Origin of the sequence: Psychroflexus sp. MES1-P1E, assembly GCF_002836055.1 — a bacterium.
GTDB lineage: Bacteria > Bacteroidota > Bacteroidia > Flavobacteriales > Flavobacteriaceae > Psychroflexus.
The window spans coordinates 1-24,985 of sequence record NZ_PJBS01000083.1 but is presented as its reverse complement, the minus strand read 5'-3'; the positions used below and the strand labels follow the sequence as shown (position 1 = coordinate 24,985).

The window sequence follows — 24,985 nt, the reverse complement described above, 5'->3', positions numbered from 1 at the left end:
TATGAAGAATTCAAAAACGAAATATTTGTTTTAAGTAGCGCAAAAGAAAGACTTTCAGATGCAATTGAAAGACATTCCAAATTACAAAGAAAAAAAGCGACTTCTGCATATTCAACAATTCAAAAATATGCTCTAGAATTATTAAAAGGTGATGGTGCTTATGAAGAAAAGTTTCAAAATGGTAGAAAAATATCAATTAATTTTGGGAAGAACTCTTTTTACCTAGATGATAGAAATAGATTTTCTGCCAGTTCGTTAGTTCTATTAAAAAACTGTGTTCGTTTCGCTATATTTTTTGCATCTGTTGAATTGGACTATTTTAGATACCCAAGATTTATATTATGTGACAACATTGAGGATAAAGGAATGGAAGAAGAAAGAAGTAAAAATTTTCAAAAAAATATTGCTGAAATATCAAAATCACTTTCGTTGAAAAATGATAAATTTCAAATAATAATGACCACATCAATGATTGCAAGCGAGTTAGATATTGAAACTTATACTATTGGGAAGTTTTATGATAAAAAAGATAAAAGTTTGAAGAACTAGATATAAAAACACGAAATGCTAACAATGTATAAAAAACATAGGGCGTTTGTGCTAAACCGAAAGGTCTGTGAATATTAACAAAGTCCGCTAAATATAAAATTTGGCGTTTATAGAAAAAAAGATAAAAGCAAAATATTTATATTTAGCTAAGTAATAAACCGAAACGAAGTGCTTATCAACTGCCCTACGTTCCTTATACTAAACGCTATGGGTAAGGAAAAGATACTTCAAATTTTAAATAATGTTTAAAGGATATAAACTAAATAAGGTAAATTTTGGTATTCAATATGATGAATGCTATCGTATAGGTAATGACCTATATAAATCGTATGAAAATTACGTGCAAAATTCTCTTAACAATTTCTTTTTGGATAGTAAAACATTAGACGGCAGTCAGATAATTGACTCTTGGTTTCCTAAAATTAAAGCAAATATTTTTCTTTCACATTCCCACAATGACAAAGAAGAAACTATTGTTTTTGCAGGTTGGTTAAAGAAAACATTCAACTTAACCACTTTTATAGATTCTTGTATTTGGGGTTATGGTAATGATTTGATTCAAATGATTGACAATAAGTATAGTTGGCTGGATAAGGAAAATCGCATTTATAGTTATAATAAAGTTCTTTCTTCATCAAGTCATGTTCATATGATGGTTGCAACAGCATTATCTTCAATGATTGATAAAACAGAATGTTTGATTTTTTATGACACTCCAAATTCAATCAAATCATTTGATAAAGGAAAGAGGACTGAATCTCCTTGGATTTATTCTGAAATTGCATTTTCAGAAACAGTTAGAAAAACAACTCCTGAACGAATAAAAATTATAAACGAATCACAAAAGTTCTACAATTTTGATGGTGATGACACACCTGAGAAAGTGCTTAAAGTTTCTTATGAATTAAACTATAAACACTTAAAAGAAATTGACCATACTGTACTAAACGAATGGAAAAAAAATAAAAGTGTATCTCAAAAAGAGAAAGCATTAGATAGATTATACGAAATTACTTTTCCGAAAATTAAACGATTATGACAGCTATTGAGGAGGATAAACGAAAACATTTAGAGTTTATACAAGGTGTAATTAACAGGCATAACTCTAATTCATTTACAATAAAAGGTTGGACAATAACAATTTCAGCAGCACTTTATGCTTTGGCTGGAACAATAAAAGAACCAAGTATTGTTCTAATTTCTATTGCCCCCATTGTTATTTTCTGGGGGTTAGATGCTTTTTATTTATCTAATGAAAGGTGTTTTGTTGATTTATACAATGCTGTTGCAAATGGGTCTTTTGTATTACCAAAAAAAGAAACTTATAAAAAATATTTTGATAAAACATTATTCGATAACGAAACGGGGGAAATCTCTAATTTCAACATGAATTTTAAGAAATTTGAAATTTGGAAAAACAACTCATGGGTTGCTGTTCTAAAGTTAAAGACAATCTTAGGCTTTTATTTGTCTTTGGTTGTCATATCATTAATTATCGCTTCGTTATTATATGTGTTTACAGTAAGTGAAACAAAAATCATAGAAGTTGATGCAAACCTTAAATCAAGTCAAATCGAATTAAAAGTTAAAACAGAACCACCAATAATAATTAATAATTTTTATTCAAATGAAAACTCTGTAGATACTGTGAGTAAAGAATAATACTTAATAAAATGGATAGAAAATGTTTTTATAGTTTCCAATACAAACCTTATAATTGGAGAGTATCCAAAGTGCGTAATATTGGAACAATTGAAGGAAATAAACCTGCAAAAGATAATGATTGGGAAACCATGACTGGTGGAGGAGATAAAAAAATTAAAGAATGGATTGCTGACCAAATGAAAGGTCGGACGTGCACAGTAATTCTTACGGAATCAAACACAGCAAACCGTAAATGGATTAATCATGAAATTGTTCAATTTTGGAACAACGGTATAGGGATACTTGTTATATATATTCATAATATAACTGATGTGGATGAAAAGCAATGCTCTAAAGGAGCTAACCCTCTTTTTTATGTAACCCATGGTCCAACAAAAAATAGGCTTTCAACAATCGCAAAAGTATATGACCCACAAAGGACAACAAGCATAGGAGTGTACGCCTATATCGCATAAAATATTGACAGCTGGATAGATGAAGCTATTAAAATAAGAAAAGCTAACTAAAACCCCAGTCCATAACCTGTTAGATACCCGCTGTGCTAAGTGTTGTTGTTATCTGTTTAGCTATTTTTTGAACGACTGGAATTGCAACTGAATTCCCCATTTGACGATACATTTGAGTTCGTGACACAGGGAACTTAAAATCTAATGGAAATCCCATTATTGCCTTACATTCATTTTCCGAAAGTAATCTTAAACCAGTATTACCATCACTAACAAATGTACCTGTAAGCCTTTGTATTTTATGATAGGTTGAAACCAAGGTTTTAACTTGAATATCTGACTCTTCATTTATAACCTGAGGTCTACCGTCTGGTAATTTATATATGTAAGATTTCTGTAAATGATTTGAAATAGTATAGCCACTATCATGCTGTTCAACAAACTGACCTACTCCAACTTTCTTCTTATTCTTTTCTGGCCATTCAAATTTAAACTCTTTTGAACTTGATACTTTTTCACTAAAACCAACAATGTAAATTCTTTTTCTATGCTGAGCTACTCCATAGTCTGCTGAATCTAAAACTTTCGATTCTACTTTATAATGAAGTTCATTTTCTAGTGTTTTTATGATTTGTTTGAATGTCTTTCCACCATCATGATTGACCAATCCGGCAACATTCTCAAGCAAAAAAGCCTCCGGCTTTTTTGCTTCTAATATTCTTACAATATCGAAAAATAATGTCCCTTGTGTTGGGTGATCAAAACCTTGTCTTTTTCCTATTGTACTAAAGGGTTGGCATGGAAACCCACCAGTTAATATGTTGTGATTCGGAATATCATTTTCAACAACTTTAGTAATGTCTCCATCGGGCATTTCGCCAAAGTTTTCGAAATAGGTTTTCTGACTATAAATATCCCATTCTGAACTAAAAACACATTTGCAACTATTCTTCTCGAAGGCAATTCTAATTCCACCAACACCAGCAAATAAATCTATAAATTTATACTTCTTACGAGCCATTACTTTAACAAATATTATGTGTTTTAAACTTTGATTAAATGAATAACAAATCTACATATAAAATTTGCGAATTCCGATAATTACATGATTACAGGAACTTTTAATTGGATCCGCTTACCTCTTTGTTTTGAAGGGTAAGTCCATCCAAAAGGTACTCCAAAAACTTTCTTCGATTTTTCCGAAATCAAAGCAATATATTGCAGCATTGAATAAAATGATACAATATCTCCTTTCCTGATTAATAGGTAATTTGATACTTGTACCTCTGGAACAGTTAAATTTAATTCATCATACATTCCGCGCAAAACCCAATTATTAAAAACTTCCTTTTTATCATTAAGGAGGCTCGAAAATTTCTCTACCGAATAACCCTCTTGAAGAAGTTCTGAAAAATCTTTAGCTGAAGGATTATTTTGAAAGCGATTGAAATAATCTGCTAATCGCGTCCCTTCGCATTTCAATATTCGGATATAATCGAATGCTTTATAATCATGACATGAAACACGAGTGTTATTGGTATTCTTTAACGAAAGAGTTTCTACTATATCCAAATTACCTGACACCTCTATTATTAAAATGACATCTGTTTTAGGCGTTCCTCCATTCATCAATAAAGGAACCGAATTGGTTGCACTGACTTTAAGCACATCTTCTAAGTTTACATCGTTATCATTCAATATTCTCGCTAACACTAGATTAAATGTACTGTCACCAGTTAATTGACCTTCTCTGAATAGTCTTAGATTTCTATTATCTGAAAACATTGAAACTAAATGTCTCTCATAGGAATTTCCTTTTTTTCCATAATAACTCCCTCTTTCCTCGGCGGTCATTAACGCAAGGGCTTCTTCTTCTTTTATTAAAACCTCCTCTTCATCAACATCCGAGTTTAACACCTCATATTTATGTCCTTCTAAAAAGGACATAAATTCTGAAAAAGACAATAGATGAGTAGCAGGACAATAAAATTCCTTGCTCTTAATTTTTTCTCTAGTATGAATAAAGTTTACATTATCCAATTCCGAATCTGGAACTAGATAAATCGTAGCAATAATTTCTTTCGAAAATTCTGAATGTTTGAGTATTCCATCGAAATCATAAAAACCAATTTTCGATCGATCCTGCCTAAAAGAATTTGAACTTCTAACCACAATAAATTTCTTCTCTAATGTTTCAATCAAGAAATTAGCTAAAAACTGCTTATCATAAGGATACTCAACATGATTAAAATTTACCCGCTTTTTGTAATCCTTAATTATGCCTTCATGTTTTATAATATCTAACTCCTGATCAATGAACTTATCCAATGCTGCTCCTGCCAATGCTTTCATTTGGTTCCCTGAGGAAACAATATCTTTTTTCTTCATTCTATTTTAATTTCAACAGTTCAGAAAGAGTAACATCTAATACCTTGGCTATTTCATACAAAGAGAAAATTGTTGGATTAACCCTACCGTTTTCAAGCTTTTCTATTGCTTGTCGGTCTTTGTTACTTGCTCTTGCGAGATCTGATTGACTCCAGCCTTTTACTGCACGTAACTTAATGATTCGTCTACCTATTTGCCCTTTTAGTTCTTCTTTATCCATCTAATCAAATGTCAGCGAATAAGTTGACATTTAGGTCATACAAAAGGTTGACATGAAAGAAATTACAAATTTAAAACCCACCGTAAGTATAGTTCAAGAAGATTAAATACTACATCAGTTCCTGAAATACGACTTAACGAAAATAGCTCGCGGAGCTAGATTTGAAGAAAGGAAGGAAGGAAGGAAGGAAGACAAGTTAAAATTGAACAATTGCAAAATAATCTCATCAATACTCTATATCGAAAGAAGTGATGTGCTTCACAGCGCCAAAAAAGACATCGGGCTTATGCTTCTTGAAAAAAATCATGGTTAAAGCTTTTACAGAAAATTCGTGTTTGAACTTGTATATGTCAATTCAATTTTTGAAAATAAAAAACCGTTTATGAAACAAGCAATAAAATTAGACTGTACCTAACACGACCTATACTCCATCGCTTAAATCTCGCTTCGAATGATAAATCATTCAAATTCGCAAGTCCTTACTCCGAAATAAATTTTATCTTTAATTAAGCGCAACGGCGCATAGCCTAATTGTTGTAAGTAATTAAAACCAACCCATAATGTCAGTACCAATTGTATTAGATAAATCTACTTTTCAAGGTCTAAACTATAGAGATATTATTGAATTACACAGATACTATAGAGTCAATATAACACCTTTATTGGTTTCAGAAATTTTAGGAGATTTATCGAAAGAAGAAAAGGCTGGGAGAAAAACACCTAAAGAAGAGGTGATCAATTTATCTAAAAAATTATTCCCATATAATTCTTATGTAAATATGCCTTGCAAATCAATTATAGAATATTCATTTCTTGGAAAGTTTACTGATAGCGAAAATCGGCCATTTTTAATTGCAAACGAATCCATAAAAACAGGAAAAAAAAATGGTTTGACTTTTAAAGAAACTGAAGAAGAAAAATCTATCAAACGTTGGAAAGTAGGAAACTTCAAATCCATTGATGAAATAACTTCGACATTATGGAGAAATGAATCTAATGATGAAAATGTAATAAATGATTTTAAAAATAAATTTGAGCATTTAGATAATATAAAAGTTAAAAATACCAAGGCAACAAATCCGAAAAAATTTGAGGAATTAAAAGAACGATTTTTTGAGAGAATTAATATTGAAATGGATGAAGAGGACACTCTAATATTAATGCTTAACTATTTTCAAATAGAAGAAGATAAAAAAAGAGAGATTTTAAAAAGATATAATAACGGAAATGTTTACCAATTAGAAGAATTTGCAGAATACGCATATTATTGTTATTCGATTGTTTCAATGTTTTTCATTGGTATGAACAATAGTCTTTTCGGAGATAGATTAACCAATTTATTAGATTTAGAATATTTATTTTACGCACCATTTTCAAGCGTATTTAGTACAAATGATAAATTTTTAATTTCTCTTTTTAGTGTAATTCAACCAAAAAATGTCCGATTCATATCATTGAAATCATTGAAAGGTGATTTAGTGAAGTTTCAAGAATTAAACACAAGTGAAAATTGGTCTGAAATTCCGCCTGATAAAGAAACTGAAACATTTCAAATTTGGGATAGTCTTTTTAATTTAGAATTATCTGCTAAATTAAAACCTTCGGAAAAAGATAAAGCAAGAGCAAAAGAGGAATTTGAAGAAATATTAAAAATTGCAGAAACAGGTGAAAAAGGGGAATTTAAAGGAGAACCCAACTTTCTCGTAAAAGAGAGTTTTATGTCTAAAAATGACCCTTGTCCTTGTGGAAGTGGAAAAACTTTAGGAGAATGCCATTACAAAGGAAAATAACTATGCCCAACAAAGTACTGTGGTAAAAAACAAGTAAAAATGCATTAATTTCTCACTAGAGTACTTTTATATTCTTTATCATATATCAACCCTGATTTAGCAATAGCAAAGGCTTGTTTTAATAGCTTATAACATACCGCTATTAATGCTAATTTTTTACTCTTACCTTTTGCTACTATTCGCTCATAAACTTCTCTACAAGCCTTGTTGTATTTACAAGCATTAAAACTGCACATAAATAATAAATTTCTCAGTTTCTGATTCCCTATTTTACTTATTCGAGGTCGTCCTTTTACACGACTACCACTTTGCCTAATCACTGGCGTTAGACCAGCGTAACTACATAGTTCTGCTGCACTTGTAAACCGATCAAAACCACCTGTTAAAACCACTAACATAATTGATGTTTTAGGTCCAATGGTTTGAGAAAAGCTCTTTCTTCTCTTTTAAAACATTTTTAATATTATGAGAATACCTTTGGCACATCGATAAAGAGTCAAAAAAACGTTTATGATAAGTATTTAAGTTTGTTAGAAAACCAAACAGAGAGAATAGTCTATCCAGATCAAGTAAAAAGTAATTAAGACCCTTTAGAGGGCGCATCTAAAACCATTCAAGTCAACAGCTACGAAAGAGATAAAGATGCAAGAAAAAGATGTATTGATCATTTTGGAGCAAAGTGCAATGTATGCGGATTGGATTTTCAGGAAAAATACGGAGAAATTGGAGCTGGTTTTATTCACGTTCATCATAAAGTTGAAATTTCAACAATTGGGAAAGAATATTCAGTAAATCCTAAAACTGATTTAATACCAGTATGTCCGAACTGTCATTCAATTTTGCGGAAAGAAAGCCAGCATATACAGTAAAAGAACTAAAAGTTATTATTACTGAGAACCATAAAGCAGGTAAATAGTATTTGTTACAGAAGACGATAATAATAAATTTTTAAAATAACTGTTTGAGAAAATCTAGGCATTTAATTATACAGGATCTTAAAATATAGAACAAAACATAGCAAACAGGAAACTTGAAACATTTTATGCCATCATTTTAAAAGCCTGTAATTCATTTGATTATGACTTTACAGGCTTTTGTTTCTAGTTTCCAGTTTCATCGCTTAAGTCAATGACACATGAAATTGAAAGATAATTAAATGATATTTGGAATGTAATACAGAGGCAGATTCATTGTCTTACAAAAGGGAGATTCATTGTCTTACAAAAGGGAGAAAACCTTTAAAATGTATTACAAATCGTGTATGACACCCTGTAAACACCGTTGATTTGTATTACAAATAGTGAAATCGAGTGGATTCAAGCTTAATTCTATCATGTTGAATATAATATTATAGACTATGAAATGTAATACATTAAAACTGTAATAATAATTTCACTCTATTACTCAATAAGTTTACTATTTTAGAGGACCAATCTATTTAGAAATACTTTTACCTAATGGTATTATTTCAGACTTCTGTCTTAAAGTCTCATCTTGCACAACTTGATGAATCTGTCTTAGTATCTAAAATGGATATGTATGATGATGTAAGGCATCTTTTAATACAAATTAGAAAAGATGTAGAGAAAAGTCAAGATGATGGCAAAATATATCATATCAATGCACTCTTACGTGATATGGAAAATACTTATATAAATTAGCTTTCAAAAGGGCTTTCATTTGATTAAGCTATAGAGATTGTAAATGGGATTAATTGAAATATTAATTAGACTCATTTGCGAAAACTGTAGCTCAATAATGTTAAAGTTTGATCCCCTATTTCCTTTCTTATTCTTGTAAATAGTCGCTGTATTTTTGTTACTGACATGTTATTAAAATACTATAAATTACTGTTTTACAGTACAATAAAAGCTTAAAATTAACCTTGACAGGGTAGAAGTCACTGGTTCGAATCCAGTATGACCCACAGAAAACAGAAATCCAATGTGAAAGCATTGGATTTTTTATTTGGAATAAACTCAAGCTTACTTGAAGGTTTATGCCAAATAAAAAAGACAGAAAGAGGCGGCAGCATTTTTTGGATGTCTATTTGCAGGAGTGGGCTTCAATTTTGGATCAACCTTAGTTAATCCATTTTAAACTTGCTTAAAGCTTTACTTTGATCAGGAAAACAAGACAAATGCGATGGCATTTTTTGGATGTCTATTTGCAGGAGTGGGCTTCAACTTTGGATCAGCACTAATTAATCCATTCTAAACTTGCTTAAAAATTACTGAAACTAAAAAAAGATAGTAAGTGAGATAGGAATTGTTCGATGTCTATTTGCAGGAGCGGGGTTCTATTCTGGATTAATGTTAGTTAATTCATTTTAAACTTGCTTAAAAATTACTGAAACTAAAAAAAGATAGTAAGTGAAATAGCCGTTTTTGGATGGCTATTTCCAAGAGTGGGCTTCAATTCTAGGTCAGTGAAAAAGATCAACGTTAAACAAAAAGATATAAGCGAGACTAAATTTTTACCAAAAGCAGACCCGCTGTATCATAGAAGACCAATCTTCACTGAGATTTTATATCTAATGGCGCCATTTCAAAGTACTATTATTTAAAAGCACATCAATCTTAAAGATAAAAAAGGTACTCAAAGAGAAGTGGCAAGCCTATAAAGCACACGTCTCTGATTTTGATTTTTGAGTGTACATAAGAAATATTTAAAAAGAGTAATATCAAGAAGGTTTCCCGAGGAGTTTGTCTGTTAAAATTCTCGGACAGACGCCCGTTCTTATCAAGGGCTAAACTCTAAACACAGAGCTTGAAAAACTTTAAAGACAGAAATAAAATGTATTTGAAGTAACAGAAATGGATGGCACTGGTAAACAAGATAAAGCAGATATTAAGAAGGCTATGCCCGATTATTGTTAAAGGAGCAGGCCTTTTTTTTGAAATGGAGAAGTTAAAGTCACCTTTCTATTATGAGTCTTATTAAGATACCAGGTTAAACCTATAATGTCGCAATAATTCGTTTCACCGAAACGAATTTGGCACAGGCTTTTTTCGCCTGCTTTTTATCAAAAATAATTACCGTGAGTAAGGCTATGCTAATTATTTTTAATTTCAATCAAAAAACCTGAACTGAGCTACGCTTTAGTAAGATTCAATTTATTCGCACGACATTATAAATTTAATTAGTTGTAAGATAAAAATGATGATGTTATAAAGCAAATCAGTTTTGAAGATGGTAAGAGAATTAAAAATGGAAGCTTCCCTTAACTATCGAAACATTGCATAAGGAATAAAAACTCGCGAAGCGCTCTAAATCTATAGGTGTATACCCTGAGCTAATCGAAGAATTTGAAAACGAACTACGCATCAAAAAATTTGTGTACGCCTATGGTGAAAACATATATGCTAAAACTATAACAACGTACAATCCTAATGGAGGAATAAGCACCACCAAAACAACAGAGTATGGCAGAGATGGTAAAGAGATAAAAAAATAAATACACCAATTTTAAACCATAAGAAACACTTCTACTGGTGTACCTATTTATAAACACATTAAAGTATTACCACCTAGGGTCTTCAGAGGTTTTAGTTTTTGAAAATTACTTAGTCAACCAAATAAAAGAAGGGGGAGACACTGGTTGTAGAGTTCAAAATTTAAGAGCGATGATAGACAAACATTTTATAGAGGGTCTATATAACTAATAGAGTAAATTCCTATTCTGTTAATTCTCTGGTTTATTTAAAGGGTGCTGAGATGGATAATTTAAAAGCTATGTGTAGAGTTACTCATAGTGCTATGAATTGGAATACAGCGCTTTATGAAAAGTAATTTAGTTCAAAACCCTTTGAAATTTTCTCAAATATGAACAGAGCTATTATATGGGCGGCAGATCAACTTTCTATCATTGAATAATTTTTTGTAAATCTCAGTTTCTTATATTATATTTAGGTCTCTAAAAATAACGCCGGTTAATTCAATATAATCTGTGAGATGTTAAATTAATATTATGAAAGTTACACATATAAGCGCAGAGTGTTATCCAGTGGCCAAAGTAGGCGGTCTGGCAGATGTTGTGGGAGCACTTCCTAAATATCAAAATGATCTTGGAGAGCAAGCTAGCGTTATAATGCCCTTTTACGACCTGGCATTTACTGCTAAAAATAAATTCAAAAAAATTAATGAAGGGAAACTTAAATTAGCGGACAGAGAATATAAATTTAACGTGCTTCAACTCTTAAATTTAGAGCTGGGCTTTGAACTCAATTTGATCGATATCCCAGAGCTGCTCTTTAAAAGTCATGTTTACTCTAGCGATGATACAAAGCGGTTTATGGCTTTTCAAATTGCTGCTTTACACTGGTTAGGTAAACAAACGCAATTACCAGACGTGATTCATTGCCACGATCATCACACGGGATTGATTCCCTTTATGATGCAATATTGCGATGAATTTGTTGCTTTTAAAAATATACCCAGTGTTATAAGTATTCATAACGCTCAATATCAAGGCTGGTTTTCTTATGAGCAAATCGATTTGATTCCTGCATTTAATGAAGAACACTCTGGTTTATTAGATTGGTATGGAAATATAAATCCGCTGGCTTGTGCTATAAAATGTGCCTGGCGAGTCAATACGGTTTCTCCTAGTTATATGGAAGAATTAAAAACAGCTGCCAATGGTCTGGAAGGATTGCTTAGTCATGAAGCTGATAAATGTATTGGAATTCTCAATGGGATCGACACTCAGGTTTGGAATGCCGCAACAGATCCCTACTTGAAAATGAATTATACAGTATCCAGAAACCTGAGTGGTAAAAAAGCTAATAAAAAATGGATATGTGATACTTATGATTTAGATGTTGATAAGCCCCTTTTTGTTTTTATAGGAAGACTGGTCTATGAAAAAGGATCTGATCTTTTTCCAGAAGCTTTTAAGCAAGTTCTAAATCATCAAGAAGTCTCTATTTTATTATTAGGCTCAGGAGATCCTGAAACAGAACAAGGACTTGTGGACCTTAAAGATAAATTTAAAGGCAAATACAATGCCTATATTGGCTATAATGAAGAGCTATCGCATGTGATTTATGCAGGAGCAGACTTTTTATTGATGCCATCTCGAGTAGAACCCTGTGGATTGAACCAGATGTATTCTTTAAGATATGGAACCATTCCAGTAGTAAGTAGCATAGGTGGCTTAAAAGATACTATTGTAGATGTTGAAGATGGAGGTTTTGGATTTATCCATTCAGATACCACGGTAGAACAAATGGTATCTTCCATAAAGAGAGCAGCAACATTTTTTAAAGACCAAAAAAAATTTAAAAAAATAAGAAGGCAGATCATGAGCATAGACCATTCTTGGAACCGATCTGCCAGTGTGTACATACAACTTTATAACTCCATAACAAACTGATAATGATTAATGACAAAGTTTTAAGTATTATTTTAGGTGGTGGTCAGGGGACAAGATTGTATCCCCTTACAGAGAGTCGTTCCAAACCAGCGGTTCCTATTGCAGGGAAATACCGATTAGTTGATATTCCAATTTCTAACTGTATTAATTCTAATATCAAAAGGATGTTTGTGTTGACCCAATTCAATTCAGCTTCTTTAAACAGACACATTAAAAACACCTATCACTTTAGCTTTTTCAGTTCTGCATTTGCAGATGTACTTGCAGCAGAGCAAACTCCTGATAATAAAGCGTGGTTCCAAGGAACTGCAGATGCCGTACGGCAGAGCATGCACCATTTCTTAAGACATGATTTTGAATATGCACTCATACTTTCAGGGGACCAGTTGTATCAAATGGATTTTAATGAAATGATCCAAGCACATATCGATGCAGGAGCAAAAATATCTCTAGCTACGATTCCCGTGAATGCAAAAGACGCACCATCTTTTGGTATTCTTAAGACGGATAATAACAACACTATTACCTCTTTTATTGAAAAACCAGTAACAAGCTTATTACCAGACTGGATAAGTCCAGTAAGTGATAATATGGAAAAACAAGGGAAGGTTCACCTCGCTAGTATGGGAATCTATATTTTTAATAAAGACCTGTTGATCGAGTTAATGAACGATAAAAGTACCATTGACTTTGGTAAAGAAATCATACCTCAGTCTATTGATAAGTATGATATATTGAGCTATCAATTTGAAGGATACTGGACGGATATAGGGAATATAGATTCGTTTTTTGAGGCTAATATTGGTCTTACCGACGATATCCCAGAGTTCAATCTTTATGATCTCAAGCAACGTGTTTATACCAACGCAAGAATGTTGCCCACCTCAAAAATAACAGGTACGCAGTTAAATAAAGCAGTCATTGCCGAAGGTTGTATTATTCATGCCGCAAAAATTGAGCGTTCTGTCATAGGAATACGTTCAAGAATAGGTAAAGAATCAACAGTAATCAATACCTATATGATGGGTAATGATGATTATGAGACTCTAGAAGCTATGGAAAAAGACAAGCCAGAGGTCCTTTTGGGAATAGGAGAACGTTGTTTTATAGAAAACACCATTATCGATAAGAATGCGCGTATAGGAGATGATGTAAGAATTAATGGTGGTAAACATTTAACAGATACGGAAACAGCTACGTATGTCATAAAAGACGGAATTGTTGTGATTAAGAAAAATGCTGTCATCCCTAAAGGTTTTTCTCTTTAAATGATGGCTCATGTAATTACATACAGTCGCTTTACAGATTTTGATATTGATTTATTCAAGAGCGGTAAACACTACCGATTGTATGAGAAGTTTGGTTCTCATGTCATGAATATTGATGGCGTGGAAGGAACTTATTTTGCCGTTTGGGCACCTAGCGCCAAAACTGTTTCTGTTATAGGAGACTTTAATTTCTGGACTGAAAAGGAACACCAACTTCAAGTGCGTTGGGACAGCAGCGGTATTTGGGAAGGATTTATTCCTGGCGTAGCACATGGCGCTATTTATAAATACAAAATCCAGTCTTCACATAATAATATAGTTACAGAAAAGGCTGATCCTTACGCACGTCGTTGTGAGCATCCGCCTCGCACAGGAAGTATTGTCTATGATTACAAACCCAAGTGGAACGATCAAGAATGGATGACATCGCGCAAGAAAAATAATGCGCTTGATGCACCCTATTCTGTTTACGAAGTTCATTTAGGTAGCTGGAAAAAGAAATTAGAAGAGAATAGAAGCCTTAGTTATCAGGAGCTTTCTGTTGATCTGGTAGCTTATGCAAAAGAGATGCAGTTCACACATATCGAGTTCATGCCTATTATGGAGTACCCTTATGATCCTTCTTGGGGCTATCAGATTACGGGTTATTTTGCTCCTACGGCAAGATTTGGATATCCAGAAGAGTTCCAAGAATTGGTAAACGCCTGTCATAATGCTGGAATAGGTGTCCTACTCGATTGGGTACCATCACATTTTCCGGAAGATGCACATGGATTAGGTTATTTTGATGGAACACATTTATACGAGCATCCAGATAGAAAAAGAGGGTATCATCAAGACTGGAAATCCTTGATCTTTAATTACGGTCGCAATGAGGTAAAAAGCTTTTTAATTTCTAATGCGCTGTTTTGGCTCGATCAATACCACATCGATGGCTTGCGAGTAGATGCAGTCGCTAGTATGTTATTCTTAGATTATTCCAGAGAAGAAGGAGAATGGGATCCTAATATATATGGTGGTAGAGAAAATTTAGAAGCGATCGCTTTTCTTAAAGAAATGAACGAGGCCGTTTATCTCAATTATCCAGATACACAAACCATTGCCGAAGAAAGCACCAGCTTTCCCATGGTCAGCGCGCCTACCTCAGTTGGAGGATTAGGTTTTGGGATGAAGTGGATGATGGGTTGGATGCACGATACATTGCAATATTTTAAAAAAGAACCCATTTACAGACGTCACCATCAAAATGATTTGACCTTCTCCATGACTTATGCATTTACTGAAAACTTTATGTTGCCTTTATCTCATGATGAGGTGGTCTATGGTAAAAGCTCTATTCTAGGAAGAATGCCTGGTGACGAGTGGCAAAAGTTTGCTAATCTGCGATTGCTTTATTCCTATATGTTCACACATCCAGGAGGGACTTTATTGATGATGGGATCAGAATTTGGACAGCATGAAGAATGGAATTTTAATGGAAGTCTGGATTGGCACCTTACTAATTTTGAGCCACATCAAGGAATTCAAGAAGTGATTAAAGATTTGAACAAGCTCTATAAAAAACAAAAAGCCTTACACGAAAAACAATTTAGTAAGGAGGGATTTGAATGGATTTCTTATGATGATCACGAGAATTCTGTAATCAGTTATATAAGAAAAGGAACGAATTCTCATCTAGTGGTAGTTTGTAACATGACCCCAGTAGTTCGAGATTATTACCGCATAGGATTACCGACTAGTAAGAAATATAAATTGTTATTTAATAGTGATGAGATGAAATATGGAGGATCTGATAGGGTTGTAAAAAAATCGTTCACGCCTCAAAGAAAAGACTGGCAAAATAGGAAGCAAAGTATAGAATTGAAATTGCCGCCTTTGGGTGTTTTGGTTTATGGAGTTTAGAGATTTGTTAATTTACCAGGCCTAACAAGTTTAGATTTTAAATTGTTAAAAGGGTCTTCATTAAGCCGTAATAATTTCTCGACTTGTTTGACTGTAATTTCGTTAGTAAATATGAGCACTTAATATTTTGCGATTTTGTTCACTATTTTTCTTTTATTAAATAAAAATATAATCGTATTATAATGTGAATTCCTCAATTTTAGCTCCGTTTTTTATCAAATTTACAATCCTATTCATGGCGTAACTATCTCAATTATAACGTGGTAATTTAGTTGGTTTTTCCTATTTTCATTCATCAGAACAATCTTCTTAAGGTTGTTTTTAACGTACTGAACACCATTATTCTATGATTACTAATACAGAATTGCACAGTCAAGGAAATGTCTTTCCAGGGAAATTAACCTCTTTTGATCATGTGGTAGATACGCTCACTTTTCATGCTGATAACGGTGTTATTTTACGGATGCAAATATTTCGTGACAGCGTTATAAGATTTAAATATGGCACGGGTGGTGAACTTGAGAAAGATTTTTCTTACGCGGTAGAAGCTACGAGTAATAGGGGTTATAATAAACTTAGCGTTGTAGAAAAGAAAAATTTCTACGAGATTACCACTTCAAAGATCGTATGTCATATCGCAAAGGCCGATTTAAAATCTCGCATTTTTGACCTCACAGGAAATATTATTTGTGAAGATGAGTTGGGTTTTCATTACGAAGAAAGTTATCAATATGGTGGCGAGGTAGTTAAAATGTCTAAAAAAGCACAGCCTGGTGAGAGCTATTACGGTCTCGGCGATAAGCCAGCAGATAATAATCTGCGTGCCAAAAGATTTGAAATGTGGGGAACAGATCAATATGCATTTGGAAAAACTACAGATCCGCTTTATAAGAATGTACCCTTTTACATCGGCCTTCAAAACAAAGCTGCTTACGGTATTTTCTTTGATAATACTTTTAGATCCTTCTTTGATTTTGCACAAGAGCGTCATCATGTAACCAGTTTCTGGGCGCAAGGTGGGAATATGGATTATTATTTTATTTATGGTCCAGATGTCACTAGTGTGGTAAGTGTTTATACAGAGCTTACCGGTAAACCAGAATTACCACCTTTATGGGCGCTTGGTTTTCACCAGTGTAAATGGAGCTATTATCCAGAAAGTAATGTAAGAGAGATCACGTCCAAATTCCGCGAGTTACAAATTCCCTGTGATGCTATTTATTTGGATATTGACTACATGGATGGCTTTCGTTGTTTTACATGGGATAATGAGAAGTTTCCCAATCCTACTAAAATGATCAGCGATTTAAGAGAAGAAGGTTTTAAGACCATCGCGATCATAGATCCAGGAATCAAGGTAGATCCAGATTATTATGTCTATCAAGAAGCTATGGAAAACGATTACTTCTGTAAACGAGCTGATGGTCCTTATATGAAAGGAAAGGTATGGCCCGGAGAATGTTATTTTCCAGATTATACAAACCCTAAAGTAAGATCCTGGTGGGCAGATTTATTCAAAGGACTTATTGCAGATAACGGTCTCGCTGGTATATGGAATGATATGAACGAGCCTGCGGTCATGGGAGTGCCTAATAAAACATTTCCAGATGACGTGCGTCATGACTATGATGGTCACCCATGTTCTCACAGAAAAGCACATAATATTTATGGTGCTCAAATGGCTAGGGCTACGTATGAAGGTGTAAAGAAATATATATATCCCAAACGTCCATTTGTCATCACAAGGTCTGCTTATTCTGGTACACAACGATATTCCTCCAGTTGGTTTGGTGATAATGTAGCAACCTGGGAACATTTGAGTATTGCAAATATTCAAGCGCAGCGCATGGCACTCTCAGGAATGTCATTTGCAGGATCTGACATAGGCGGATTTGCAGAGCAGCCCACTGGAGAGCTTTTTGCAAGATGGATCGCACTAGGTGTTTTTCATCCTTTCTGTCGGGTGCATTCTAGTGGTGATCATGGTGATCAAGAACCGTGGACATTTGATGAGAACATTACTAATATCACAAGAAAGTTTATTGAGCTGCGCTATAAACTGCTTCCTTACTTATATACCACTTTCTGGCAGTATGCTGAAGAAGGAACGCCTATGTTAAAATCACTAGTCGTTTATGATCAAGAAGATGCGCAGACCCATTATAGGAATGACGAATTTCTATTTGGTGATAAAATTTTAGTCTGTCCTATATTAGAACCTAATGCCAAAGGACGTAGAATGTACATCCCAAGAGGCGAGTGGTACAACTTCTGGACGCGGGAAACAATTACAGGAGGTAAAGAAGTATGGGTGGACGCAGATATTCATGAGATTCCGTTATTTGTGAAGTCTGGGGCTATTATACCGCGTTATCCTGTCATGCAGTATGTAGGAGAGAAGAGAATCGAATTTTTAACACTTGATGTTTATTACACCAGAGGCAAAGAAAAATCTATTGTCTATGAAGATGCAACAGATGGTTATGACTATAAAAAAGGACGTTTCAGTCTTAGAAATTTAAGTTTTAAAGGAAAGGAAAAAGAAATCATTATTTCTCAATATAAGGATGGGAAATACATGACAGAATATGAAACGTTGCGTTTTAATTTTATAGGACTTCCATTTAAAATCAAATATATTGAGGTAGATAATGTCAAGATATCTTTTAAAGATTTAAACTATGATCAAAAAACTCAAACCATGTATTTGGACAAGAATTTTGCCGAGTTGCATATTGTCGGGAAATAAATGTAGAGTGATTTAGGTATAAAAAAGAGGCTTAACGGTCTCTTTTTTTGCTGATAATTTTTCAGAGCAATGGTAATTATAGGAGATTTTTACAAGATTTGATTTCGCGAAAGCGGAACATCTATGGAGTAGTCCTAATACTAATAATTTATTGTCAATCTTTTTGTTAGCTATCAAATTTTTACCTTGAATAAAGTTCTCCATAGCATTTTTAGGGGCAGAATCTTGTTCTCTTTACAACAAAGGGTCTTGAGAAAAAATCAGTTCTTTTTTGCCTTTTCCATTCTTTTCTCTATCCGTAGTACCTAACAGATACAGCTCATTTTTCATAAGAGGTAAGGTCTTGAGATCAAGATGTTCAGGCAAAACAGACACTAAACCAAAGTCAACTTTATCCTCTTTTAGATCATGGATGACATTTTTTTTATTAGTTATATCCATTGAAAAATCTACGCCGTTGTGTTCATTTAAAAATCCATAAAGGAAGTAAGGCATCACGTATTTACCGTCAGAAACAATAGATAGCTTTAGTTTTTCCGCTAGTTAGTATTAATCCTGATTTGTCTTGTGGTCTACGGCTTGGACTTCTTCCATGACCCACTTTGCTATGTCTCACAGTTCATGGCCAAAATCTGTGACATAAAGCCTTCCTATAACTTTAGGTGAATAAATAGGAAGCTGCTATTGTGTTTTTTTGAGTTGTATAGAAACAAGATGCCTAAGCGAAAGTTAATGCTTCAGATGCTATTGTAAGACTTCATTTTTTTAATCATTTGGAGCGGATATAACACATAATATTTATTTATGTATTTCATTACAAATATAAATTAAAATTAATGGATTGAACTGTGCATCTTTGTAGCGTACATTTTATAAGATAAATCATGCCTCAGCAATTTAAAACCAGAAGATCTAATGAACACTCAATGCCACCGGAGCGATCATTTCAACTTTTACAAGAAGTTAAATTGGATTGTGTTTATCGAGTAATGAGATATGCAGGTACAGCTTTATTAAGTATGGCTTATCTGGTCGTTATCGTTATTTGCGTCATAGAGAAACATCCCATGTCATCTTTCTTAATGATGTCGCTTTTCATTGTTTTTTTAATCGCTGCATTAGCAATACTACCTCATATTAAGAATATTAAAAATAACTACTAGGATGTCAATAAGTAAAAAAGTGCTCAGTAAAGTTCAATTAGTAGATGGAGTATTTATACCGTCAGAAGCATCAGACGTCATTAGTAGACTCATCAGAGAGAAGATCAATTTTCATAAGTTAAACAGACTATCTATGCGTGAAGGAAATGTAAATAGTGATAGTGGTTATGATGATAGTCGTGTGACTGAGTTAATCGAAAAAAGAAAAGAATTCAAAGCCATTTGTATTGAAGCAAAATTAACGGGTAAAAAGATTAAAATCAATGGTGTCCTAGAAATAGAAGTCATAGATTAATTCAGTTTTTTAACAAATCACTATGGATCTTCATCTTTTGACAGATAACCTGTCGAATCCAGCATTGCTTTTTTTTATTTTAGGAATACTTGCTTCCCAAGTTAAGAGTGATCTTGAAATTCCTAAAAGTTCATCAAAGTTTATTTCGCTTTATTTATTGTTTGCCATAGGTTTTAAAGGTGGTCAAGAGCTATCGCATAGTGAATTTACAGCCGATATTTATTGGGCTGTTTTCATAGGACTCGCTTTGTCAATACTAATTCCTTTATATACTTTTTTCATTCTAAGACTCAAATTTTCTATTGAGAATGCAGGGGCAATAGCAGCGGCTTATGGATCTGTAAGTGCGGTGACCTTTGTGACTGCCATAAGTTATTTAGAAATGGAAGGGATTCCGTTTGGTGGCCATATGGTTGCTGTGATGGCTCTCATGGAGGCCCCTTCTATTATTGTAGGAGTGCTTTTAATCAGCCTGTGTTCCAAAGGGGAAGAGCGATCTGCCAGCAAAATATGGGGTCTTGTAAAACATGCTGTCACCAACGGCAGTGTTGTTCTAATCCTAGGAAGTCTAGTTATTGGTTATATAGCAAGTGATGTTCAAGCCGCTGGTATAAGACCTTTTACAACAGATTTGTTTAAAGGTTTTTTAGCTGTATTTTTATTAGATATGGGGATTACTAGTGGTAAAAAAATAGGTGTCCTTATCAAGAAAGGTTGGTTTGCCTTAGTCTTTGCAATCGTTGTACCACTTATAAATGGTTGTGTCGTTGCTTTATTATCAGTTTATGTGATACAAGAAACAGGGGATCGTTTATTACTCGCTATTCTAGCGGCAAGTGCATCTTATATAGCTGTTCCCGCAGCTATGAGAATTGCAGCTCCTAAAGCAAATCCAAGTCTTTATTTACCCATGGCTTTAGCGATCACATTTCCGCTTAATATCACTATAGGGCTTCCGCTCTATTTGTATTTGATACACTGAAAAATCCTGTCCTCTTTACTGTGAAAGGGAAAAATTAAATTGAAAGGGCATCTGTTTGCAAAATTAATATTTTGCAATTCCTCACTTTAAATTTTCTAGATAGGGAAGCCTGAAAAACGGATGATAGCAATCCACAAAACCTAAGAATAAATCGCCTATTTGTTAATAGTATGCTAAATTAGGTACTTTGCTTAGCATGGTACTGTAACAAATATAGAAGTCCGTCGTCTATTAAAGAGAAACACATATAACTTAAAACATTAGAACTATGAGAACCTTAAACAACAACAGTATTTCAAGAGGACTAAAAGAGACAAAATCTTACAATTGGAATTTGAAAAGACGCTACAGATAATCTGAAGGTAAATAACACTTTTAAAAACAAGATTTTTAGATCTCATTTTTGCTGCTTACAGCCATTTAGGCAAGCTTTATTGGTATTTTATGGTGAACAAACACCCTGGTTATTTTAGAAATGTACTTGTTCAATAGGACTCTATCTATCTCTGAATATTCCTATTATAGATAGTTCAATTTCAGAATTATTTCAGGGTATTTCTTTGAATAGAGTATGAATATGAATCCAGTATTTAGAACTAAGTACCTGATATGTTTAGCTTAAAACTGATAGATCAACTTGTAAAAAAAATGTCAAGATTGATCGATGGGTTAAATTTGAACTCCTTCAAAAACATAGGATTAATAGAAGTGCACAAGCCATTTTAAAATATTTTGGATAACTAACCATTGTATTAAACTTCATATTAGTTCAAAATAGATAGAGTCTTACAGAGTTTATAACTTAAAATAGGGCCTTACAGCCAAAATTTGGCCATTAAATTTTTGTTTAGAGCATTTAATGGCACCAGTTGAAATTCAAAAAATAAGATAGCAGTTTTTGAATTTTTCTTATAAAGTGGGATTTAATTATAGATCAATACTAGATAATCGAATTTATCGTGAACCAAGTCAAACTGATTAAACTGAAAGGAAGAATCAATCTTCTTTTGGCATATCAACTTCGGCAGCAGCGGTCTTAAAGGGAATCGCTGCGTCTTGAATGAAAAATTTGAGCTGTGAGCTATTACCTTCTTCTATAGAGCTTAGAATTGATGGATCGTTTGCGAGGACATATACAAATCTGTTAAATTCTCCTTTTAAAATCCCTAGGTCTTCCTTGATATACTCTTCATAAGTGTGGACTATAAAGTCAAACACCTTTTCCTCTTGGTCAAAGTTGACCAATTTTTTCAGTTTTTTTGTTCTGCCAGAAATCTTGTTGATGATCGGGTCTAAAGGCAATGATCCCCCTAAAATGGCTAGAAGGTGAATAGGCTTAAAGTCACCTGCTGTTTTTAACCGCCTTCGGTTCTTGGCAAGCCGGATGGGTTTTTTGTCTATAATCCCTAGGGACACTACATTGATATTGGGATAGGCGTTAACTTGAACTTCCTCTAAGCGATTGCTCATATCTGGAACTTGAATCCTTAACGTGTCTTGTTTCAAAAGTTCATAAGTTATTTTTTTACTGAAGGTGCTAAAGGAAAGATGAGAAAAAAGTAAGGTATCCCCTATAGTTGCCCTTACATTGAAAATACCATTAGAATTAGTTCTTGAAAATTTACCTAAGTTTTTGTTTATAACCGTTACATCCTGAATAATAGAATCTCTATTCATCACTATACCCCTCATCTGCTTTTGAGGCTTTGCTTGTGAAAAGAGCACCCCTGGAATTAAATAAATAAGTAATAAAATTAGTTTCATCGGTTAACAAAGCTCCTCTAAAGATATAAATTTTAAGTTTTAGCTGAGGTCTCATTGTTTAAAACCCTGTATAAAATCAGTTTGTCAACACTTTTCGCTCTCCTCTATTAAAAGAACTAGACTCAAAAAGGCATTCTGTGAGTTCACAAAATACAAAGTCAAATTAGCAACTGACTTATAATGTCACAATAAATCATTTCTTTTTGGCTTGCTTTTTATCAAAAATTATTACCGTAGCTAAGGCTATGCTAATTATTTTTTATTTCAATCAATCAGGAAACCTGTGATAAACTACGTCGTCGAATAATTCAATTTATTTATACAACATCATAAATTTAATGCTATAAACTATTCAACTTTCCCTAGTCTGTACTTCGTTTTAAATCCCATTATTGATTTACAAACGTATGCTTGCAATCCACAATACCTAAGAATAAATCGCCTATTTGTTAATAGTATGCTAAATTAAGTACTTTGCTTAGCATGGTACTGTAACAAACATAGAAGTTCGTCGTCTATTAAAGAGAAACACATATAACTTAAAACATTAGAACTATGAGAACCTTAAACAACAACAGTATTTCAAGAGGACTAAAAGAGACAAAGTCTTACAATTGGAATTTGAAAAGACGCTACAGATAATCTGAAGGTAAATAACACTTTTAAAAACAAGACTCATGAAAACTTTGAAACACTATCTTTTCCATCGCAGAATACAACTCAGCCAGCAAAACGTTTTTGGCATTCATACCACTGAATTTCAAAATAGATTTGGACTGTTATCGAACCAACCTGTTCATAGACTGGGTCACTAGAAATTATCCATAAAAAAGTTCAGCTGCTAAATTTTAGACCTATGATGAAGTTTAGCAGTTCGTGGATGACTTCTCTGGAATGATTAATAAAGATGCTAAATTTTCGCTTTCTTAACCTATCAAAAACCGACTCAGACCGAATGGTATTTTATATAACCAAGAAGAGTTCTTCAAGAATACTCCTGCAGGAACTGAAAGAGATTATAGCAATCTTGAACTAATATTTCAATATTCTAAAAACAGAAAGAATAACAGTGGAGGTGAATATCGCAAATGTTGTTTCAGTAAAGATTCTGGACAAGTTTATGAAACCTGTGAAAGAATTTTTCAACAACAGAGATAATTGAACATCCAGAAGATATGAACTTGGAAAAAATAACTGGCTAAAACAAAAGTGATTTTTAAATTAAGGGTATTTGAAAAAAAGTGGAGCATCGCTCAATTATAACTATATGGATCGATGTTTAATTTTGATACATCGATACCAATAGCATTTAAATATTTTTTCATATTTTTAAGTATTAGTTACTGCAAATAAGAAAGGATTAATTAATGCTGCAATGACTATCACCTTTAATAGAAAGTAATTTCTAGTATGCCAAATGGTCCTAAAGCAACCTAAGAAAGACAAGAGGACTGATACATGCAAAGGGACTGGTATTTAAAACAAGGTTTTATTTCTCCCAAATTCAATAAATTGTATTTTCGAAAGGTCGAATGAAAAGAAATCGATTATAACAGGACTTGCGTAAAAAACTATTAACTTAATAAAAACGTTAACAGAATTTTTAGTTATACACAATTCATGACATCAACTGAAGTTGAAATAGATAAATCAATAAAATTAAGTCGATTAGTTTACAAAGAAAGTTTTTTGTTACAGCTAATAGAAATACCTCGGTGTATTATTTGTGCAGGATTTATCCCATATTTTTTTTTGATAGATTCTATAAATAACATTATTTTAAATAAAATTGAAACATTTTTAGGGCCAACTATATTTTTAACCTTATCAGTTTTAGTAATCTACAGTTATTTTCAAACCAATAAACTTACAGGACAAGCAAATTTATTGGAAAATGATAATAAAAAAATCATTGGATAATAATTAGAGAAACTATTGAAGCGCAGAGAATGAATTTTTTTAGTAGATTCAGATAAGATTAAAATCATCGATATTCCTTTTTACGATCGTGCTTTTGGATGGGATAAAAGGATTACTATAATTTACGATGATAAGGATTTACTTATAAATTGTTTGTCTTTCGGTTTTGGATCTGTAAAACTCCCTTTGGTTAGTTTTTGTGATAAATATTTAGAGAAAAAAATATTAAAAAAGATAAAATTAAAAATGCACCACAACACCTTATAACCGCAATAAAGACTTTATGTTAAGGCAAAAGTTTTATCTTTCTGTTGTGTTGAAGGTTGGCCAAAAACCAAAGAAATTTTTCCCTTACTGTCGTTATAAGAATACGGTGTGTCACATACTTAATGAATGACTTACAGAATAAAATAATTAATTTCGAACATTGATTATCATCTGGTATAAAACTGATTTGCCAAATAATAGTAGTGAACTTGGATTTAGTCAATTTGTTGAAATTGGGGG

Annotated in this window: 17 protein-coding genes and 3 pseudogenes; 13 read left to right on the top strand and 7 right to left on the bottom strand. The window is 33.0% G+C overall.

Translation table 11 applies throughout. The features are described 5' to 3' along the window. The 4 genes and pseudogenes from CXF67_RS18010 to CXF67_RS01115 form a co-directional block, all read left to right on the top strand. Positions 1–549: pseudogene (locus tag CXF67_RS18010) on the top strand (hypothetical protein); the annotation flags it as partial. Between the two features lie 367 nt (positions 550–916). After that, on the top strand, positions 917–1,588 hold the full coding sequence (locus CXF67_RS01125; RefSeq protein WP_145990338.1) for a hypothetical protein: 672 nt from the start codon (positions 917–919) through the stop codon (positions 1,586–1,588). Continuing rightward, positions 1,585–2,211: a hypothetical protein gene (locus CXF67_RS01120; RefSeq protein ID WP_102087068.1), complete on the top strand. Its 627-nt coding sequence runs from the start codon at positions 1,585–1,587 to the stop codon at positions 2,209–2,211. Before CXF67_RS01125 ends, CXF67_RS01120 begins: the two co-directional genes overlap by 4 nt. An 11-nt stretch (positions 2,212–2,222) precedes the next feature. Beyond that, complete coding sequence (locus CXF67_RS01115) at positions 2,223–2,669, top strand: TIR domain-containing protein (RefSeq protein WP_102087067.1); 447 nt, start codon at positions 2,223–2,225, stop codon at positions 2,667–2,669. A 70-nt stretch (positions 2,670–2,739) separates the two neighbouring features. Here CXF67_RS01115 and CXF67_RS01110 read toward each other — a convergent pair whose 3' ends face one another. The 3 genes from CXF67_RS01110 to CXF67_RS01100 form a co-directional block, all read right to left on the bottom strand. After that, entirely contained in the window at positions 2,740–3,681 is a 942-nt protein-coding gene (locus CXF67_RS01110; protein WP_102087066.1) for a DNA cytosine methyltransferase, read from the bottom strand. Positions 3,682–3,761: 80 nt separating this feature from the next. Next, the gene (locus tag CXF67_RS01105; protein ID WP_102087065.1) at positions 3,762–5,048 is read right to left on the bottom strand and encodes an MspI family type II restriction endonuclease; all 1,287 of its coding nucleotides are present in this window, start codon (positions 5,046–5,048) and stop codon (positions 3,762–3,764) included. A gap of 1 nt (position 5,049) precedes the next feature. Next, positions 5,050–5,268, bottom strand: a complete 219-nt coding sequence (locus CXF67_RS01100; protein ID WP_102087064.1) for a helix-turn-helix domain-containing protein — start codon at positions 5,266–5,268, stop codon at positions 5,050–5,052. Between the two features lie 560 nt (positions 5,269–5,828). On the opposite strand from CXF67_RS01100, the gene CXF67_RS01095 reads away from it, so the two are divergent. Continuing rightward, a complete protein-coding gene (locus tag CXF67_RS01095; protein WP_102087063.1) occupies positions 5,829–7,058 on the top strand; it encodes an SEC-C domain-containing protein in 1,230 nt (409 codons plus the stop codon). A 44-nt stretch (positions 7,059–7,102) separates the two neighbouring features. Here the strand turns inward: CXF67_RS01095 and CXF67_RS01090 are convergent. After that, positions 7,103–7,477, bottom strand: a pseudogene (locus tag CXF67_RS01090) (transposase); the annotation flags it as partial. Between the two features lie 192 nt (positions 7,478–7,669). Here CXF67_RS01090 and CXF67_RS19105 point away from each other — a divergent pair. The 5 genes from CXF67_RS19105 to CXF67_RS01060 all read left to right on the top strand — a co-directional run bounded on the left by CXF67_RS19105 (position 7,670) and on the right by CXF67_RS01060 (position 18,354). Continuing rightward, positions 7,670–7,927, top strand: coding sequence for an HNH endonuclease (locus tag CXF67_RS19105; RefSeq protein WP_102087062.1), 258 nt, complete (start codon positions 7,670–7,672; stop codon positions 7,925–7,927). 3,101 nt (positions 7,928–11,028) lie between these two features. Further along, positions 11,029–12,435 (top strand): glycogen synthase, encoded by a 1,407-nt coding sequence (locus CXF67_RS01075; RefSeq protein ID WP_102087060.1) that lies wholly within the window; start codon positions 11,029–11,031, stop codon positions 12,433–12,435. 2 nt (positions 12,436–12,437) lie between these two features. Then, on the top strand, positions 12,438–13,703 hold the full coding sequence (locus CXF67_RS01070; protein WP_102087059.1) for a glucose-1-phosphate adenylyltransferase: 1,266 nt from the start codon (positions 12,438–12,440) through the stop codon (positions 13,701–13,703). Positions 13,704–13,706: 3 nt separating this feature from the next. Beyond that, entirely contained in the window at positions 13,707–15,605 is a 1,899-nt protein-coding gene (glgB, locus tag CXF67_RS01065) for a 1,4-alpha-glucan branching protein GlgB (protein ID WP_102087071.1), read from the top strand. Between the two features lie 346 nt (positions 15,606–15,951). Then, positions 15,952–18,354, top strand: coding sequence for a glycoside hydrolase family 31 protein (locus CXF67_RS01060; RefSeq protein WP_102087058.1), 2,403 nt, complete (start codon positions 15,952–15,954; stop codon positions 18,352–18,354). A 234-nt stretch (positions 18,355–18,588) separates the two neighbouring features. Here the strand turns inward: CXF67_RS01060 and CXF67_RS01050 are convergent. Then, a pseudogene (locus CXF67_RS01050) lies at positions 18,589–18,879 on the bottom strand (LysR substrate-binding domain-containing protein); the annotation flags it as partial. A gap of 639 nt (positions 18,880–19,518) precedes the next feature. Here CXF67_RS01050 and CXF67_RS01040 point away from each other — a divergent pair. Then, the gene (locus tag CXF67_RS01040) at positions 19,519–19,812 is read left to right on the top strand and encodes a hypothetical protein (RefSeq protein ID WP_102087054.1); all 294 of its coding nucleotides are present in this window, start codon (positions 19,519–19,521) and stop codon (positions 19,810–19,812) included. A gap of 22 nt (positions 19,813–19,834) precedes the next feature. Beyond that, positions 19,835–20,794 (top strand): sodium-dependent bicarbonate transport family permease, encoded by a 960-nt coding sequence (locus CXF67_RS01035; RefSeq protein WP_102087053.1) that lies wholly within the window; start codon positions 19,835–19,837, stop codon positions 20,792–20,794. A gap of 996 nt (positions 20,795–21,790) precedes the next feature. On the opposite strand, the gene CXF67_RS01030 is transcribed toward CXF67_RS01035, so the two are convergent. Further along, entirely contained in the window at positions 21,791–22,558 is a 768-nt protein-coding gene (locus CXF67_RS01030; protein ID WP_257984534.1) for a peptidase associated/transthyretin-like domain-containing protein, read from the bottom strand. A gap of 1,620 nt (positions 22,559–24,178) precedes the next feature. Between CXF67_RS01030 and CXF67_RS01025 the strand changes: the two genes are divergently transcribed. Next, entirely contained in the window at positions 24,179–24,478 is a 300-nt protein-coding gene (locus tag CXF67_RS01025; protein WP_102087052.1) for a hypothetical protein, read from the top strand. Positions 24,479–24,764: 286 nt separating this feature from the next. Here CXF67_RS01025 and CXF67_RS18415 read toward each other — a convergent pair. Beyond that, positions 24,765–24,985, bottom strand: a 221-nt coding sequence (locus CXF67_RS18415; protein ID WP_219621004.1) for a hypothetical protein, incomplete at its 5' end; no start/stop codon positions are given.